This window comes from Nonomuraea sp. NPDC002799 (assembly GCF_053592075.1).
On sequence record NZ_JBSFVA010000076.1, the window covers coordinates 1 to 15,779 of the forward strand.

A 15,779-nucleotide genomic window follows, 5' to 3' on the forward strand; every position below is an offset into this window, starting at 1 on the left:
TCGTGTTGTTCCTCGCCACCCAGCGCCTGTTCGCCAGGGGCCTGTCACTAGGGAGTGTTCAATGACCAGCCGGTTGCTCCAGCGCAGCCTGGGGACTCCCCCCGGATGGCGATCATGGCGTCGGCGAACCGGTCGAGCTCGGCCAGGTCCTCGCTCTCGGTCGGCTCGATCATCAGGGTGCCGGCCACCGGGAACGACATCGTCGGCGCGTGGAAGCCGTAGTCGATGAGGCGCTTGGCCACGTCGTCCACGGTGACCCCGGTGTCCTTGGTGATCTGCCGCAGGTCCACGATGCACTCGTGGGCCACCAGCCCGCCGCGCCCGGTGTAGAGGACGGGATAGTGCGGGGCCAGCCGCTTGGCCAGGTAGTTGGCCGACAGGATGGCCTGCTCGGTGGCCGCCGTGAGCCCCTCGGAGCCCATCATCCTGATGTAGGCCCACGAGATCGGGAGGATCCCCGCCGAGCCGTACGGAGCCGCCGAGACGGGCCCCACCGGCGTGCCGTTGTGCAGCGGGTGACCGGGCAGGTAGGGCGCCAGGTGGCCGCGCACCGCCACGGGCCCGACGCCGGGACCGCCGCCGCCGTGCGGGATGCAGAACGTCTTGTGCAGGTTGAGGTGGGACACGTCGGCCCCGAACTCACCCGGCTTGGCCAGCCCGACCAGCGCGTTGAGATTGGCGCCGTCGACGTAGACCTGGCCGCCGGCCTCGTGCACCTTGGCGCACACCTCGGTGATGGTCTCCTCGTAGACGCCGTGCGTCGACGGGTACGTCACCATGATCGCGGCCAGCGTGTCGCGGTGCTTGCCGATCTTGGCGTCGAGGTCGGCCAGGTCCACGTTGCCGTCGGAGTCGCAGGCCACGACCACCACGCGCATGCCGGCCATGACGGCGCTGGCGGCGTTCGTGCCGTGGGCGGAGGACGGGATCAGGCACACGTCGCGCGCCTCGTCGCCGCCCGCGCGGTGGTAGGCCCGGATGGCCAGCAGCCCGGCGAACTCGCCCTGCGAGCCCGCGTTCGGCTGGATCGAGACGGCGTCGTAGCCGGTCACCTCGGCCAGCCAGCCCTCCAGCGTGCCGATCAGCTCCTGGTAGCCCCGGCTCTGGTCGTCGGGCGCGTAGGGGTGGATCGCGGCGAACTCGGGCCAGGTGATCGGCTCCATCTCGGTGGTCGCGTTCAGCTTCATGGTGCAGGAGCCGAGCGGGATCATCGAACGGTCGAGCGCGATGTCCTTGTCCTGCAGCTTGCGCAGGTAACGCAGCATCGCGGTCTCGGAGCGGTGGCCGTGGAAGACCGGATGGGTCAGGTAGTCGCTCTCGCGCGCCAGGGAGCCCGGCAGCGCGTCGGCGTCCAGGGCCACGTCGGGGCGGTCGACGCCGAACGCCGCCCACACCTTGACGACCTCGGCGGCACCGGTCTTCTCGTCGCAGGAGATCGAGACGTGGTCGGCGTCGACCTGCCAGAGGTTGACGCCCCGCTCGGCGGCGGCGGCCAGCACGGCGGCGGCCCGGCCGGGCACGCGGGCCAGGACGGTGTCGAAGAACTCCTCGTGCACGACCTCCACGCCCCCCTCGCGCAGCCCGGCGGCCAGGGCCACGGCGTGGCGGTGCGCCCGGTGGGCGATGCGGCGCAGGCCCTCGGGGCCGTGGTAGACGGCGTACATGCCGGCGATGACGGCGAGCAGCACCTGGGCGGTGCAGATGTTGCTGGTGGCCTTCTCGCGGCGGATGTGCTGCTCGCGGGTCTGCAGGGCCAGGCGGTAGGCGGGGTCGCCGTCGGCGTCCACCGACACGCCCACCAGGCGGCCGGGGAGCTGGCGCTGGAGCCCCTCGCGGACGGACATGTAGGCGGCGTGCGGCCCGCCGAACCCGAACGGCACCCCGAAGCGCTGCGAGGAGCCGATCGCGATGTCGGCGCCCAGCTCGCCGGGGGCGGTCACGAGCGTCAGGGCCAGCAGGTCGGCGGCGGCCACGACGAGCGTGCCCGCCTCGTGCGCGGCGGCGGCCACGGCGCGGAAGTCGCGCAGCCGCCCGGAGGCGCCGGGGTACTGGACGAGCACGCCGAAGCACTCGGGCAGCTCGCCGTCGAGCTCCCGCTCCACCAGCGTGATGCCGAGCGGCTCGGCCCTCGTGGCGAGCACGGCCTTGGTCTGGGGCAGCGCGTCGGCGTCGACCACGAACACGTCGCTCTTGGACTTGCCCGCGCGGCGGGCCAGCGTCATCGCCTCGGCGGCGGCCGTGGCCTCGTCCAGCAGGGAGGCGCCGGCGACCGGCAGGCCGGTCAGGTCGCAGACGACGGTCTGGAAGTTCAGCAGCGCCTCAAGGCGGCCCTGCGAGATCTCCGGCTGGTACGGGGTGTAGGCGGTGTACCAGCCCGGGTTCTCCAGCAGGCTGCGGCGGATGACGGCGGGCGTGACCGTGTCGTAGTAGCCCAGTCCGATCATCGAGGTGAGCACCCGGTTGCGGCCGGCCAGGGCGCGCAGCTCCGCGATGGTCTCGGCCTCGCCGATCGCGGCGGGCAGTTTGAGCCGGTCCTTGGCCCTGATGGCCTCCGGAACGGCCACCGCCACCAGGTCCGCGACGGATTCGAACCCGACGGCCTCGAGCATGCGCTGCTGCTCGGGCTCGGATGGGCCGATGTGCCGGGACGAGAACGGCGGAGCAGACAGATCGGTCATGGGCAATGCCTCCCGAGGCTATGGAGACCGGCGCCAGGGCGCGGGCGAATGCCGGATCTCCCCCTCTGTCCCTGCGGGCGTCACCGCGACCTGAGAGCTTCACCCCCGGACAGGGGCTTGCACCGTCGGTGAGACGCGCCTGGCGGGCGCACCTGCTTTCCAGAGTTGCCTCACCCGAGCGGTACGGGATGCCTGAGAGATTCCGGGGAGGGTTGCTCCTTCGGCGCCCCAGGACCCAGGGGCCCAGGGACTCTCCCGCACGGGGTCATCAGCCTTGCTGTCCCAGATTACTACGGTATGCCCCATGGACCGCGTGCAGAGGCCCCCTAGAGGGGGGCCTTAGGGGGATTCACCCGATGCGCCGCGCCCGGCGCCGCTGGGCCAGCTCGTCAGCGGGATGGTCGGCCGGGACGGTGTCCTCGACCGCCGCGCGTTCCCCCGGCAGCTCCGCGAGGGAGCCCTCGACCTCGCGCCAGACTCGGCCGAGGGCGATGCCGAACACGCCCTGACCTCCCTGAAGCAGATCGATGACCTCGTCGGCCGACGTGCATTCGTAAACACTGACACCGTCGCTCATGAGCGTGATCTGCGCGAGGTCGGCGACCCCGCGGTCACGCAGGTGCTGCACGGCCGTGCGGATCTGCTGCAGCGACACCCCGGTGTCGAGGAGCCGCTTGACGACCTTGAGGACCAGGATGTCGCGGAAGCAGTAGAGCCGCTGGGAGCCCGAGCCGTGCGCGGCTCTTATCGTGGGCTCCACCAGGCCCGTGCGCGCCCAGTAGTCGAGCTGCCTGTAGGTGATGCCGGCCGCCGCGCAGGCGGTCGGCCCGCGGTATCCGATGTCGCCTGGCAACGCCGCAGGCTGCTCGTCGAAGAGCAGACCCTGCTCTCCGGCACGCTGCCGCGCGCTCTCACGCCGCACCGGATCTTCCTGGCCGGCCGTCTTTCCCTCGCCGCTGCTGACCGCCACGCGGACCTCCGGCTTTCTCTCATCCCGTGGCCTGATCTGGGGGTTCGTAAAGGGCGACCACGGGTTTCACTTGCACCGTAGGACCGTGACCATGCTCAGTCAACGATCCGGCTCGGCGCGTCGTGAAGCGTAAATGCACTGAAATACCTACCCCGCCCTGCCAAAGTCCTCGGGGGTGATCGTGTCAAGGAACTCCCTGAACTTCTCCACCTCGTCCTCCTGGTCGTCCGGGATGACCACGCCGGCCTCCTGGACCACCTCCTCGCTGGCGAAAATCCGTGCTCCGGTGCGCAAGGCGAGCGCGATCGAGTCGGAAGGCCGCGCGCTCACCTCCACCCCGTTGGAGAAAACCAGGTCGGCGAAGAAGATGCCGTCACGCAGCGCCACGATGTTGACCGCCCGCAGGCCCACGCCCAGAGCGCTCAGCACATCCCGGAAAAGGTCATGGGTGAGCGGCCTCGGCGGCGGCTCCTCAGCCTGAGCGAGCGCGATGGCCGTGGCCTCCGTCATGCCGATCCATATAGGCAGGAACCGCTCCCCGTGTGCCTCCTTGAGCAAGACGATCGGCTGATTTGTGGGCATCTCAACGCGAACGCCCACGACCTCCATCTGCAACACGGGCTGCTCCGTATTCCTGACCGGTCACCCGGCACAGCTATTGGCTCGTCGCTTCTCTGCTGACTGCTTATTCAACGTAACACCCGGGGGGCCTGGAATGTGCCCCCGGCTCTCAGCCTGCTACGGCCTCAGCGCCCGAGGACCGAACGGACACCCGTACGCACAAGGGATGCGTGCAGGTCGAGCAGAAGAGCGGACAGCTCCCTGGCGACCTCGTCGGCCTCGCCGATGGCTCCGGGGGCGCGCCGCTTGAGTATCGGCGCCACGGCCTGCTCCACGAGTCCGCACTCGCGCTCGGCCGCCGCCCTGACCGAGCGCAGGTGCCTGGCGTGCAGGCCGAAACGGGCCAGGGCCCCGACGGTGCGCGCCACCTTGAGTGCCTCCTCGTCGTAACGCCGGGCGACCGGCGTCAGCAGACCGTAGTCCTCCAGGTCGTCGAGGGTCTCCTCGTCGATCCCCGCCGCCTCGATCAGCTCGGCCCTGCTGAGCCTGAGCTCCTGCTTCTGCTGCACCGGACGCGGCAGGCCGAAGCTCTCGGCCATCCTGTCCTTGATCACCCGCAGCGGCAGGTAGTGGTCGCGCTGCTCGGTGAGGATGAAGCGCAACTGCTCGACGTGCAGATGGGTGAACTTGCGGTAGCCGGAGGGGCTGCGCTCGGGCTCGATCAGGCCCTCACCCTCCAAGAAGCGGATCTTGGAGATGGTCACATCGGGGAACTCGCCCTGCAGCAGCGCGAGCACCTCCCCGATGCTCATGTGCGAGCGGGCCGCCTGAGAGCTCATGCCGCCCGCTCCGCGAGCCGCCCGAGCGCGAACCCGGCCGTCTCGACGGGTCGCCTGCTCATGCGGCCTCCTCCACCGGCCGCGTGAACGCGCACGAGGCCGCCTCTCCTGGTCGCTCGCTCCGCCCCGCTCATGCGCCGGCGTTGGCCCGCATCAGGAAGACGAGGCGGAACTTGCCGATCTGCACCTCGTCTCCGGAGTGCAGGGGAACCTCCTCGATCCGCTCCCTGTTGACGTAGGTGCCGTTGAGGCTGCCCACGTCGCGCACGGAGAACTGACCGCCGCGGTGGCGGTAGAACTCGACGTGGCGGCGGGAGACCGTGATGTCGTCGAGGAAGATGTCGCTCTCCGGATGGCGCCCGGTCGTGGTGAGCTCCTTGTCGAGCCGGAACCGGCTCCCCTGGTTGGGCCCCCTGGTCACGGTGAGCAACGCCGTGCCGGGCGGGAGCTGCTCGACGAGCGCCCGCTCGGCGAGCAGCATGTCGCCTGTCTCAGCCTCGTACGCCTCGATTCCCGCTACGGAGATCGTCGACGTGGTGTCCCCGGAGACCTCGAGTCTGGTCAGCGGTGACCCACAGCGGGAACAGAAACGGGCATCCTCGGGGTTGGCGTGCCCGCACTGCGTGCAGTAGACGCTCGGCATCGATCGGCTCGGCCTCCTACCGCGAAGACGCGGCGACGGTGCTCTGGGACGCGCCTCGCTCCGCTTTTTCAAGTTTGCGAATGCCGCAACTTACGCTGATCAGCGGCAAAGGTCAAGGCGGGGCGCTGCACTGTGGATTGGACGCAGACAAAGTTACCGCCGCTTCCGCCCCGTGGTCCATGCCGCCGCGCGTTTCTACATTACGATCTTGCGGCACTGCTCGCGCACATCCTGGGCAACCTCTTTCTCCGGGGGCCGCGGTGACGCGGTGTGACGGGATCAACCGGCGGCCTGCTCCACGATGCGCGCCCACCGTTCGAGCAGCGCCTGGGCGCCGTCCACGTCGGCGGCCTCGGCCCACAGGTCGGTGGCGGGCTCGGCGGCGGCCGGCAGGACCAGCACCCAGCTCCCGTCGTCGTAGGCCATCCGCACGCCGTCGGTGGTGTCGATGCGATGACCGGCCGGCTCGGCCTCGGCCGACTCGATGACCGAGCGCATGACGGCGCCCTTGGCCGCCCACGGGGTCGGCACCGTCCGCTTGAGCAGCTTCACCTCGGGGATGCGGGCGTCGATCTGGCTGAGCGACAGGCGGGTGCGGGCGACCAGGCCGAGCAGGCGCATGAACGCGGCCAGCCCGTCGATGGCCGGGCCGAACTCCGGGACGACGAAACCGCCGCGCCCGTCGGCGGCGAAGACCATGTGGGGGCCGGCCGCGGCCGAGGTGAGGGCGTCCAGCGCGGTGGAGGTCCACTGCACCTGGACGCCGTGGAAGCGGCAGACCTGCTCGGCCACCCGGGTGGTGGTGACGGGCAGGGCCACCTGCCCGCCCCGGCGTTCGGCGGCGACGAGGTCGAGCACGACGAGCAGGGCGCGTTCCTCGTTGATGAGCTGGCCCATCTCGTCCACCAGGGCGATGCGCTCGCCGACCGGGTCGAACCGCACGCCGAACGCCGCCCGCGAGGAGCTGACCAGCTCCGACAGGCGTTGCAGGTCACGGCGGCGCTCGGCCAGCGTCTCGGTGGGCGAGACGTCGTCGAGCCGCGCGTTGACGGTGAGCACCTCGACGCCGACGCGGCCGAGCAGCGAGGGCAGCACGAGCGAGGAGGTGCCGCCGGCGCAGTCCACGACGACCTTCATGTCCCGGACGCCGGTCATGTCGATGGTGCGCAGCAGCTCGTGGGTGTAGTCCTCGACGGCTCTGGCCGGGTAGGCGAGCTCGGCGATCTCGCCGGGGAAGGCCCGGCGGAACTCCTGGCGGGAGAAGACCCGTTCCAGCTTGCGCTGGGCGGCCGGGGGCAGATCGGCGCCGCGGTCGTCCATGATGATGATGTCCACGCTCTGCGGGTCGCCTGACGTGGTGCGCAGCGCGATGCCGCCCGCGGCCTGCCCCCGCCCCGTGTGGAAGCGGGTGACGGGCAGCGGGGCCGCCTCCAGGTCGAGGACGTTGATGGCGCCCGCGGTGAGCGCGCCGATGACCGCCCGCTTGAGCGCCCTGGCGGCCAGGGAGCAGTCGCGGGAGGTGACGACGTGCTCGCCCTTGCGCAGGGTGGTGGCGTACGCGCTGGCCAGGCGGACGCAGAGCTCGGCGGTGATCTCCACGTTGACCAGGCCGCTGACGCCCCTGGGGCCGAAGAGGTTGCGCTGGCCGCGCGACTCCCAGATGACGCTGGTGTTGACGACCGCGCCGGCCTCGATGGTCTTGAACGGGTAGACCTTGACGCCGCTGGAGACGTACGCCTCGGCCTCGATGACGCATTCGTCGCCGATGACGGCGTTCTCCTCGATGCGGGCGCCAGCCATGATGTCGGTGCTCTTGCCGATGACGCAGCCGCGCAGGTGGGCGCCGGGGCCGATGTAGACGTTGTCGTGGACGATCGCGCGGTGCAGGAAGGCGCCCTCGCGGACGACCGTGTTGTTGCCCAGCACGGTGAACTCGCGCAGCTCGGCCCCGGCCTCGACCTTGGCGTAGTCGCCGATGAGCAGGGGGCCCTTGAGGATGGCGTCGGGGTCCACGGAGGCCGAGTCGGCGACCCAGACGCCGGGTGAGAGCTCGAAGCCGCCGATGTCCAGGCTCACCTTGCCCGACAGCGCGTCGGCCTGGGCCTTGAGATAACTCTCGTGGGTGCCGACGTCCTCCCAGTAGCCGTCGGCCACGTAGCCGTAGATGGCGGCGCCACGGTCGAGGAGGGCGGGGAAGACGTCGGAGGACCAGTCGACGGGCTCGCCGGAGGCCACGGCGTCGAGGACCTCGGGCTCCATGACGTAGATGCCGGTGTTGACGGTGTCGGAGAAGACCTGGCCCCATGTGGGCTTTTCGAGGAAGCGCTGAACGCGGCCCTCGTCGTCGACGATGATGATGCCGAATTCGAGCGGGTTCGGGACCCTTTTGAGGCCGATCGTCACCAGTGCCTGATTTTCACGATGAAACCGGATCATGTCGGATAAATCGATATCCGTCAGGGCATCGCCGGAGATGACGAGGAACCGGTCGTCGCGGAGGCGGTCGGCGGCGTTCTTGACGCTGCCCGCCGTGCCGAGCGGGAGGTCCTCGGTGGCGTACTGGAGGCTCATGCCCAGCTCGTCGCCGTCGCCGAAGTAGTTGCGCACGAGCGCCGCCAGGAACTGCAGCGTGACCACCGTCTCGGTCACGCCGTGCCGCTTGAGCAGGCGCAACACGTGCTCCATGATCGGGCGGTTGACGACGGGAAGCAGCGGCTTGGGCTGGTTGGCGGTCATCGGACGCAGCCGAGTGCCCTCCCCGCCCGCCATGACGACCGCCTTCACCCGATCACTCCTTTATGGCCGAGGTTACGAGCTGGCGCACCTGTACCACATACAGCACCCCCGCCCACCAGTACAGGCCCGTTCCCCAAAGCGCGAAGGCCCACCCGACAATTCGGGCTATATCGGCATACCATCCGGTGTGGGAGGCGAGGAAGAGGAGGGGAAAAGCGTACATGAGGTTGAACATGGCGGCCTTGCCCAGGAAATGCACCTGAAGTGCCTTGTAGCCATGTTTGCGAAGTACGGGGATGAAACACGCGACGAAGAGTTCGCGTCCCAGGATCACCGCGACCAGCCACCACGGGATGACGTCACGCAGCAGCAGGGCCAGGATGGTGGCGAAGACGTAGAGCTTGTCGGCGGCGGGGTCGATGATCCGGCCGAGCCTGCTGGTCTGGTTGAACGCGCGAGCGATCTTGCCGTCGAGCCAGTCGGTGAAGCCGGCCACCATCAGGATGCCGATGGCCCAGCCGTCCGCCCTGGGCCCCAGAACCAACCAGAGGAACACGGGGACGCCCAGGAGGCGCAGGAAGCTCAGCAGGTTGGGAACCGTCCAGATTCGGTCCTCGGCGGAAGTTTCGCTCACGCAGCAGACCCTACTGCGTGGAACTCCGCCGCAGCGGCCCGCCCATGACTGTCGAGCACAGGCGCCCCCTCCGGACCTCGCACCTCCACGGACCCGGCACCTCCGTGCGCCCATGCGGCCCGGGGATGCGGGGTGCGCGGCCGCCGGCCCTCGGAGTCACGGCCGCCCGCCCTCGGAGGTCTTGGGATCAGGTGCGGAGGAAGGCGTGGGTGCGGCCCAGCCCCGCGAAGCCGAGCCCGGCGTAGAAGTCCTTCGGCCAGTCGTCCGCGTCCGCCAGCAGGAAGATCAGCTCCGCCTGCGCCGACTCCGCCAGCAGCGAGCGCATCAAGGAGCGCGCGTAGCCCAGGCCCCGGTGCCGCTCGCTGGTGAAGACGCTCTCGATCTGGGCGACGCCGCCGTGCGCGTACAGGTCGGCCCGGGCCGCGATCTCCCCGTCCGGCGCGCGCACCCCGCGGAACCCCACCGTCCCGGCTCCGTCCAGCCGGGCCGCCACCCGTGCCGCGAGCTGGTCGATCACGTGCTCCGGCGCCTGCGGGAGCGTGTGACTCCAGTCACGCCGCAACACGGGCAGAAGCTCGGCGAGGGGGAGCGGCTCGGCCGCGGGAGGGTCGTGCGGGATCGTGCCTCGGAAGGCCATGACGAGGTTCGTCTCGTGGGTGTAGCCGGCGGCGGCGAAGGCGGGCTCCAGCTCGATGCCGAGCCGGTCGTCGTCCACGCAGATCAGGCGGTGGGCGCGCTCCGCCAGCACCTCGTCGGCCGCCCGCAACAGCCGCTCCGCGACCTCCCGCACCTCGCCGGACATGCCCGGCTCCGCGCCGGGCGACCCCGGTCGATGACCCGGGGTGCCGGGCGCCTGGCCGGACCCCGGTCCCTGGCCTGGGGTGCCGGGTGTCTGGAGGGGGTCGCGGGAGTAGACGATCAGTTTGTTGTCGTCGTAGGAGCCGGGGTAGCGGTCGTCGAGCACCGCGAAGCCGCCGGGGACGGCGATTTCGCGGGGTGCCTTGCGGCGGGCGAAGTCGTGCACGAAGCCCAGCGCCCGTGCCAGGTCTGCGGCGTCGGTCTGCCGGCGCACGGCCGGCACCCGGGCGAGTTCGTCCATCGCGTCAGCCTACTCGCGGCGTCCAGAAGTCAGCCTACGCGCGGCGTCCAAGGGTCAGCCGGCGCGCGGGACCGCTCGCAGGAACGCCTCGATGAGGCTTGAGTCCTTCACGCCCGGCGACGTCTCCACGCCGCTCGACACGTCGACCCCCCACGGGCGGGCGGCCGAGATCGCCTCGGTGACGTTGCCCGGGTCGAGGCCGCCGGCCAGCATCCAGTGGCCCGACGGCCGGCCACGGACCGCCGCCCAGTCCCACGGCTGCCCGGAGCCCGCATGAGGGGCGTCGACGATGAGCAGGTCCTCGTCGTAGGCGCCGCACCGCAGGTCGGCCGTCGCGTCGACGGCTCTGACCAGCGAACGCCCGAGATCCTTGAGCGCGGTGAAGTCGCCGTGCGGGTGCCGGCCGTGGAGCTGGATCGCCCGCACCCCGGACACCAGCGCCGCCGCCCGGACCGCCTCCGGGTCCTCGCCGCGGAACACGCCGACGGTCAGCACGTGCCCGGGCACGAGCGCGGCCAGTTCGGCCGCGCGTTCCGGCGTCACCTGCCGGGGGCTCCGGGTCAGCACGAACCCGATGGCGTCGGCGCCCGCCTCGACGGCGGTGGCCACGTGCTCGGGCTCGCTCAATCCGCAGATCTTCACGTACACACCCTCGACTCTAACGGCGGCGGGCCGCTGCCGGTGACCACACCCAGATCAGCACCGCGACGATGAGGCCGAACAGGACCACCCCGTTGGGCAGGTGGGCCCCCAGCCACGACCAGGTGACGTGCTGGGCGGCCCCGACGACGAACAGCGCGACGCTGGCCAGCGCGGGCCAGCCCGCCCCGCGGCCGGGGCGCCAGACGAGCACGGCCAGGACGATCTGCACGAGGGCCACCAGGTGGACGACCATGCCGGCCATGACGTGCGTCTCGGTCGCCGCCTCCCCGCTCTCCACCGCCTGGCCGGCGAACGAGGCCGCCACGAGCAGCGCGGCCGCCTGGGCGACGACGGCGACGCGCAGGGCGTAGAGGAGCCCGGCGGAGACCTGGCCGCCCGTCTTCGCGGCGGGGCGGGAGGTGGCGACGGCTTCCGACATGATCGGTGGTCCCTTCTGTCACTGACGGAGGACCACATGCTCGGGGCGGAGACCGGGGACGGTCGTCAGCCTGCGGGATGACCCGGGTCCACCGCCCGGCGGACCCGGCCGGCGCCCGCGGCCCGGCGGACCCGGGTCACTTCCGCCGGGCGGCCGCGGTCACATCGGCCGGGTGGCGGCGGTGATCATGTCGCGGTCTGGCCGCGGGGCGGGCGGACGGGGCGGAAGGAGGCGTCCACGAGACCGGTGCGGTGGGCCACGACCGCGGCCTGGATGCGGTTGCGCAACCCGAGCTTGTCCATCGCGGCGGCGATGTGGGTCTTGACCGTGGTCACGCCGACGTGCAGCTCCTCGGCGATCTCGGCGTTCGACAGCCCGGTGCCGACCAGGGCGAGCACCTCCAGCTCCCGCTCGGTCAGCCCGGGGGGCGCGGGCGCGGCGGCCTGCTCCTCCGCCGCCAGGAACCGCTCCACGACCCTGCGCAGCACCGACGGCGCCAGGAGCTGCTCCCCGGCGGCGGCCCGGCGCACGGCGTCGACCATGCGTTCGGGGTCGTCGTCCTTGACCAGGAAGCCGACGGCTCCGGCGCGCAGGGCGGCGTAGATGTTGGCGTCCTCGGCGAACGTGGTCAGCACCACGATCCTGGCGCCGGGGCGGGTGGACAGCACCCGTTTGATCGCGTCGAGCCCGTCGAGCCTGGGCATGCGCAGATCCATGAGGATCACGTCGGGCAGGTGGCGCTCGGCCAGGCGCACCGCCTCGGCGCCGTCCTGGGCCTCGGCGACGACCTCCATGTCGCCCGTGGCCTGCAGCAGCATGCGCACGCCCGCGCGGACGAGTGCCTGGTCGTCGGCCACCAGCACGCGGATCATGTGACGTTCCTGGCCGCCGGGAGACTGGCGGCCAGGAGCCAGCCGCCTTCGCCGTCGGGGCCCGCGGTGAGGGTGCCGCCGACGGTGCGGACGCGTTCGCGCATGCCGGCCAGGCCGCGTCCGGAGGAGGGCAGCCGTTCGATCGCGGTGGGCGGGCGGCCGTTGCGGATCTCCACCGCCAGCCCCTCCCCTGCGGTGGTCACGGCGACGCGGACCCGGGTGCCGGGGCCGGCGTGTTTGAGCACGTTGGTGAGTCCTTCCTGGACGATGCGGGCCGCGGAGGTGCGGGCGATGAGGGGGGCGGAGTCGCTGGCCGGGTCGAGGTCGAGGTCGACCACGAGGCCGGCGGCGGCCATGCGCTCGGCGGACTCGCGCACCACGTCGGCGGGGTTGGCCAGCAGGTCGGGCTGCCGTTCGGGGTCGCGCAGCAGGTCGAGCAGGTCGCGCAGATCCTGCAGGACCTGGTGCCCGGTCTCGCGGATGTCGCTGAGCGCGTCGGCGACGGGGCCGTCGGGGGCGGTGTAACGGGCGGCGCTGGCGCGCAGCACCATGGCGCCGACATGGTGGGCCACGATGTCGTGCACGTCGCGGGCGATGCGCTCGCGCTCGGCGAGCTGGTCGGCGCGCACCTGGGCCACCGCCGCGCGGGCGGCCTCCTCGGCGCGCAGCCGCTCGGAGGCGACGGCGGCCCGTTTGACGCCGAGGTAGCGGCCGATCGCGATGGGCGTGGCCACCAGCGTCATCAGGATGCCGGCGCGGATCCCGGTGACCTCGGTGTTGTCGCCGACGACGGCGATCGCGGTCAGCATGCAGCCGGCGGCGTAGGCGACGATCGTCCACGCCCACGAGGTCACGCGCATCGCGAACACGCCGATCGCGATCAGGGTGAGGATCACGCAGGTGTTGGCGGCGTCGTTCAGATAGGTGTCGGCGGAGACGAGCAGCCCGCCCTGGAGCAGGAAGACCAGGCCGGGCAGGCGGCGGGCGATGCCCAGCGACAGGCCGGCGACCACGGCGAGCAGGCCCACGACCCAGACGGGCAGCGTGCCCGAGTGCCAGGTGGTCCACGTGCTCAGCACGGTGATCGCCACGCCGCCGGCCGCGAGCAGCGCGTCCGGTGTGACGTCGCGCTCCTCCAGCCGCCCCGCCGAGCTGCGCAGGTAGGCCCCGACCACGGCCGGGAAGATCGGCAGGAGGAAGGAGTACATCCAGGTGTTGGCGGTCAGCGCGATGCCCGGGTCGGCGATGTTGAACGACGTAGCGATGATCGTAGCGGCAACGGCCGCGATCGTGGGCCGCAGGCTCGACCGGTATCCGGCCACGCCGAGCGCCACGCAGACGAGGATCTGCGCGGTGTTGGAGGTGGACGAGCCGATCTGGTCGGTGACGGCCAGCAGGGCGGCGAGGTAGAGCGTGACGGGCACGGGCCAGCGCCGGACCAGCCCCATGGGCAGGCCGACCAGCAGTGTCATCGGGATGTCCCACTGTCCGGACAGGAATCTCGTCTCGCCCACGTGCGCCGTCGTCAGCAGATCGAGGCTCACCCCGGAAACCGCCAGCAGGACATCGAGCGGCACACCACGCCAACGCATGGACACACGGTATCCGCGGTCCGTGATCGGCTGATCCTCCGCGCGGAGGACTTCGCCTCCTCCAAGTGGCCGGAGATCCGCCCGGTCGGGGGAGCGATCCTGGGCGGTCCGCCCCCTAAGTTCAGTGCATGTCCAACGACAGCGCACTCTTCCTCGGCCAGTTTCTCCGAGCCCCGACCAAGATCGGAGCGGTCGCGCCGAGTTCGCGCCGGCTCGCCGCGGCCGTCTGCGCGCCGGTGCCCGAGCGGGGCGAGCCGACGATCGTGGAGCTGGGTCCCGGCACGGGTCCGTTCACCGCCGAGATCCAGCAGCGGCTGGCCGGGCGCGGCCACCACCTGGCCGTGGAGCTGAACGAGCCGATGGCGCGGCTGCTCGCCGAGCGGTTCCCCGCCGTGGACGTGGTGCACGGTGACGCGGCGCGGCTGCGCGAGCTGCTGCGCGAGCGAGGGCTGCGGCAGGCGGACGTGGTGGTGAGCGGGTTGCCGTGGGCGGCGTTCCCCCAGGAGTTGCAGTGCGACCTGCTGGCCGCGGTGACGTCGGCGATGGGCCATGGGGCGGCGTTCACGACGTTCTCCTACATGCACGCCATCCCGCTCAGCTCGGCCCGGCGCTTCCGCACGCTGCTGGCCGAACGGTTCGAGGAGGTGGTGCAGGGACGTACGGTCTGGCGTAACGCTCCCCCGGCCTTCGTCTTCCACGCGCGCAGACCTCGACCCTGAACAGAACGAGATTCTACGATGCTGTGATGGACTTCTCTCTTCCCGACAGCGCCCAGGCCGTCCTTCGCGGCATCGGTGACATCTGCGCCCGCTACGACCTGGACTACTGGCAGCGATGCGAGAGCGAGAAGCGCTGGCCGCAGGAGGTGTGGGAGGAGCTGGCCAAGGGTGGCTGGCTGGGGCTGGCGGTGCCGGAGGAGCACGGCGGCGGCGGCCAGGGGCTGCTGGAGCTCGCGGTCGCGACGGAGACGCTGGCGGCGTCGGGCGCGGCCGGCGGGTCGGCGTTCACGTACGTGCTGACGCCCGGTTTCGGCGCCCTCACGATCGCCCGGCACGGCACCGCCGCCCAGCGGGCGGACCTGCTGCCCCGGCTGGCCACGGGCGAGGTGGAGACCTGTTTCGCGCTGACCGAGCCGGACGCCGGGTCCAACTCGCTGGCGATCAGCACGTCGGCCAGGCGCGACGGCGGCGAGTTCGTGATCAACGGGCAGAAGATCTGGATCACCGGCGTGCAGCGGGCCACCTGGATGTTGCTGGTGACCAGGACCATCCCGGCCGCCGATGCGCGCCCGCGCACGAACGGGCTGACGGTGTTCCTGGTGAACGTGCCCGAGGCCGTGGCCGCCGGCCGGCTGACCTACCGGCCGATTCCGAAGCTGGGCGCGAACACGACGCCGTCGAACATGGTGTTCTTCGACGACCTGCGGGTGCCCGCCGCGAACGTGGTCGGCGAGGTGGACGGCGGCGCGGCCGTCCTGTGGGACATTCTCAACCCCGAGCGCGTCCTGCTGGCCGCCTCGGCGCTGGGCTCGGCCGAGGTGGCCCTGCGGGTGGCCGTCGACTACGCCAAGGAGCGCGAGGTGTTCGGCCGGCCGATCGGCGCCAATCAGGCCGTCGCGTTCCCGCTGGCTCAGGTCAAGGCCAAGATCGAGCTGGCCCGCCTGATGATCTACAAGGCCGCCTGGTCGTTCGACCGGCACCTGCCCTGCGGCCCGGAGGCCAACATCGCCAAGCTGACGGCCTCACAGGCGGCGTGGGAGGCGGCGGACGCCGCGTTCCAGACACACGGCGGGATGGCGTACTCGCTCGAGTATCCGGTGGCCAGGCTGCTGACCGACGCCCGCATCGGGAAGGTCGCACCTGTGACCGAGGAGCTTCTGCTCAACTACCTCGCGACGCAGGTGCTGGGCCTGCCCCGCAGCTTCTAGCGGGGCGTGTCGGCTCCGGCGTGATCGGCTTTGCCCTCCTTCGGGTGTCGTGGTCGGCGGCGCGCAGGTCCGCGCTCATCTCCGATGCCGGCCTGATGATGCCGGGGAAGGCGTTGCTCCAGGTCTTCAGCACCGGGTCGTTGGTGT

14 protein-coding genes and 1 riboswitch are annotated in these 15,779 nt (G+C 71.3%); of the genes, 2 read left to right on the plus strand and 12 right to left on the minus strand.

Annotated elements, in window-relative coordinates; genetic code table 11:
• Positions 1 to 47: 47 nt before the first annotated feature.
• From gcvP to ACWD0F_RS50565, 12 genes are all read right to left on the minus strand, one after another.
• A complete protein-coding gene (gcvP, locus tag ACWD0F_RS50510; RefSeq protein WP_449890077.1) occupies positions 48 to 2,678 on the minus strand; it encodes an aminomethyl-transferring glycine dehydrogenase in 2,631 nt (876 codons plus the stop codon).
• A 169-nt stretch (positions 2,679 to 2,847) separates the two neighbouring features.
• A riboswitch (glycine riboswitch) is annotated at positions 2,848 to 2,946 on the minus strand.
• Positions 2,947 to 3,027: 81 nt separating this feature from the next.
• Entirely contained in the window at positions 3,028 to 3,648 is a 621-nt protein-coding gene (locus ACWD0F_RS50515) for a MerR family transcriptional regulator (protein WP_449890078.1), read from the minus strand.
• Positions 3,649 to 3,795: 147 nt separating this feature from the next.
• On the minus strand, positions 3,796 to 4,266 hold the full coding sequence (locus ACWD0F_RS50520) for a bifunctional nuclease family protein (protein ID WP_020539830.1): 471 nt from the start codon (positions 4,264 to 4,266) through the stop codon (positions 3,796 to 3,798).
• Between the two features lie 128 nt (positions 4,267 to 4,394).
• Positions 4,395 to 5,048, minus strand: a complete 654-nt coding sequence (gene ftsR, locus ACWD0F_RS50525; RefSeq protein ID WP_449890081.1) for a transcriptional regulator FtsR — start codon at positions 5,046 to 5,048, stop codon at positions 4,395 to 4,397.
• A 130-nt stretch (positions 5,049 to 5,178) separates the two neighbouring features.
• Complete coding sequence (locus tag ACWD0F_RS50530) at positions 5,179 to 5,691, minus strand: FHA domain-containing protein (protein ID WP_449890083.1); 513 nt, start codon at positions 5,689 to 5,691, stop codon at positions 5,179 to 5,181.
• 279 nt (positions 5,692 to 5,970) lie between these two features.
• A complete protein-coding gene (locus ACWD0F_RS50535; protein ID WP_449890084.1) occupies positions 5,971 to 8,475 on the minus strand; it encodes a sugar phosphate nucleotidyltransferase in 2,505 nt (834 codons plus the stop codon).
• Positions 8,476 to 8,479: 4 nt separating this feature from the next.
• A complete protein-coding gene (locus ACWD0F_RS50540; RefSeq protein ID WP_449890086.1) occupies positions 8,480 to 9,061 on the minus strand; it encodes a CDP-alcohol phosphatidyltransferase family protein in 582 nt (193 codons plus the stop codon).
• 187 nt (positions 9,062 to 9,248) lie between these two features.
• Entirely contained in the window at positions 9,249 to 10,160 is a 912-nt protein-coding gene (locus tag ACWD0F_RS50545) for a GNAT family N-acetyltransferase (RefSeq protein ID WP_449890088.1), read from the minus strand.
• Between the two features lie 54 nt (positions 10,161 to 10,214).
• A complete protein-coding gene (locus ACWD0F_RS50550) occupies positions 10,215 to 10,808 on the minus strand; it encodes a phosphoribosylanthranilate isomerase (protein WP_449890090.1) in 594 nt (197 codons plus the stop codon).
• 10 nt (positions 10,809 to 10,818) lie between these two features.
• Positions 10,819 to 11,241 (minus strand): hypothetical protein, encoded by a 423-nt coding sequence (locus tag ACWD0F_RS50555; RefSeq protein WP_449890092.1) that lies wholly within the window; start codon positions 11,239 to 11,241, stop codon positions 10,819 to 10,821.
• Between the two features lie 185 nt (positions 11,242 to 11,426).
• Positions 11,427 to 12,113 carry a response regulator gene (locus ACWD0F_RS50560; RefSeq protein WP_449890094.1) on the minus strand — a complete coding sequence of 229 codons (687 nt, stop codon included), beginning with the start codon at positions 12,111 to 12,113 and terminating at the stop codon, positions 11,427 to 11,429.
• Complete coding sequence (locus ACWD0F_RS50565; protein WP_449890095.1) at positions 12,110 to 13,705, minus strand: sensor histidine kinase; 1,596 nt, start codon at positions 13,703 to 13,705, stop codon at positions 12,110 to 12,112. The genes ACWD0F_RS50560 and ACWD0F_RS50565 overlap by 4 nt, the downstream gene beginning before the upstream one ends.
• Before the next feature lie 128 nt (positions 13,706 to 13,833).
• On the opposite strand from ACWD0F_RS50565, the gene ACWD0F_RS50570 reads away from it, so the two are divergent.
• The gene (locus tag ACWD0F_RS50570) at positions 13,834 to 14,424 is read left to right on the plus strand and encodes a class I SAM-dependent methyltransferase (RefSeq protein ID WP_449890096.1); all 591 of its coding nucleotides are present in this window, start codon (positions 13,834 to 13,836) and stop codon (positions 14,422 to 14,424) included.
• 26 nt (positions 14,425 to 14,450) lie between these two features.
• The gene (locus tag ACWD0F_RS50575) at positions 14,451 to 15,632 is read left to right on the plus strand and encodes an acyl-CoA dehydrogenase family protein (protein ID WP_449890098.1); all 1,182 of its coding nucleotides are present in this window, start codon (positions 14,451 to 14,453) and stop codon (positions 15,630 to 15,632) included.
• Positions 15,633 to 15,779 lie beyond the last annotated feature (147 nt).

Excerpts from the sequence above, each read along its gene's own strand:
- ACWD0F_RS50575 (WP_449890098.1), top strand. The coding sequence starts at position 14,451 with ATGGACTTCTCTCTTCCCGACAGCGCCCAGGCCGTCCTTCGCGGCATC.
- ACWD0F_RS50545 (WP_449890088.1), bottom strand. The coding sequence starts at position 10,160 with ATGGACGAACTCGCCCGGGTGCCGGCCGTGCGCCGGCAGACCGACGCC.
- ACWD0F_RS50555 (WP_449890092.1), bottom strand. The coding sequence starts at position 11,241 with ATGTCGGAAGCCGTCGCCACCTCCCGCCCCGCCGCGAAGACGGGCGGC.
- ACWD0F_RS50530 (WP_449890083.1), bottom strand. The coding sequence starts at position 5,691 with ATGCCGAGCGTCTACTGCACGCAGTGCGGGCACGCCAACCCCGAGGAT.
- ACWD0F_RS50560 (WP_449890094.1), bottom strand. The coding sequence starts at position 12,113 with ATGATCCGCGTGCTGGTGGCCGACGACCAGGCACTCGTCCGCGCGGGC.
- gcvP (WP_449890077.1), bottom strand. The coding sequence starts at position 2,678 with ATGACCGATCTGTCTGCTCCGCCGTTCTCGTCCCGGCACATCGGCCCA.
- ACWD0F_RS50570 (WP_449890096.1), top strand. The coding sequence starts at position 13,834 with ATGTCCAACGACAGCGCACTCTTCCTCGGCCAGTTTCTCCGAGCCCCG.
- ACWD0F_RS50565 (WP_449890095.1), bottom strand. The coding sequence starts at position 13,705 with ATGCGTTGGCGTGGTGTGCCGCTCGATGTCCTGCTGGCGGTTTCCGGG.
- ftsR (WP_449890081.1), bottom strand. The coding sequence starts at position 5,048 with ATGAGCTCTCAGGCGGCCCGCTCGCACATGAGCATCGGGGAGGTGCTC.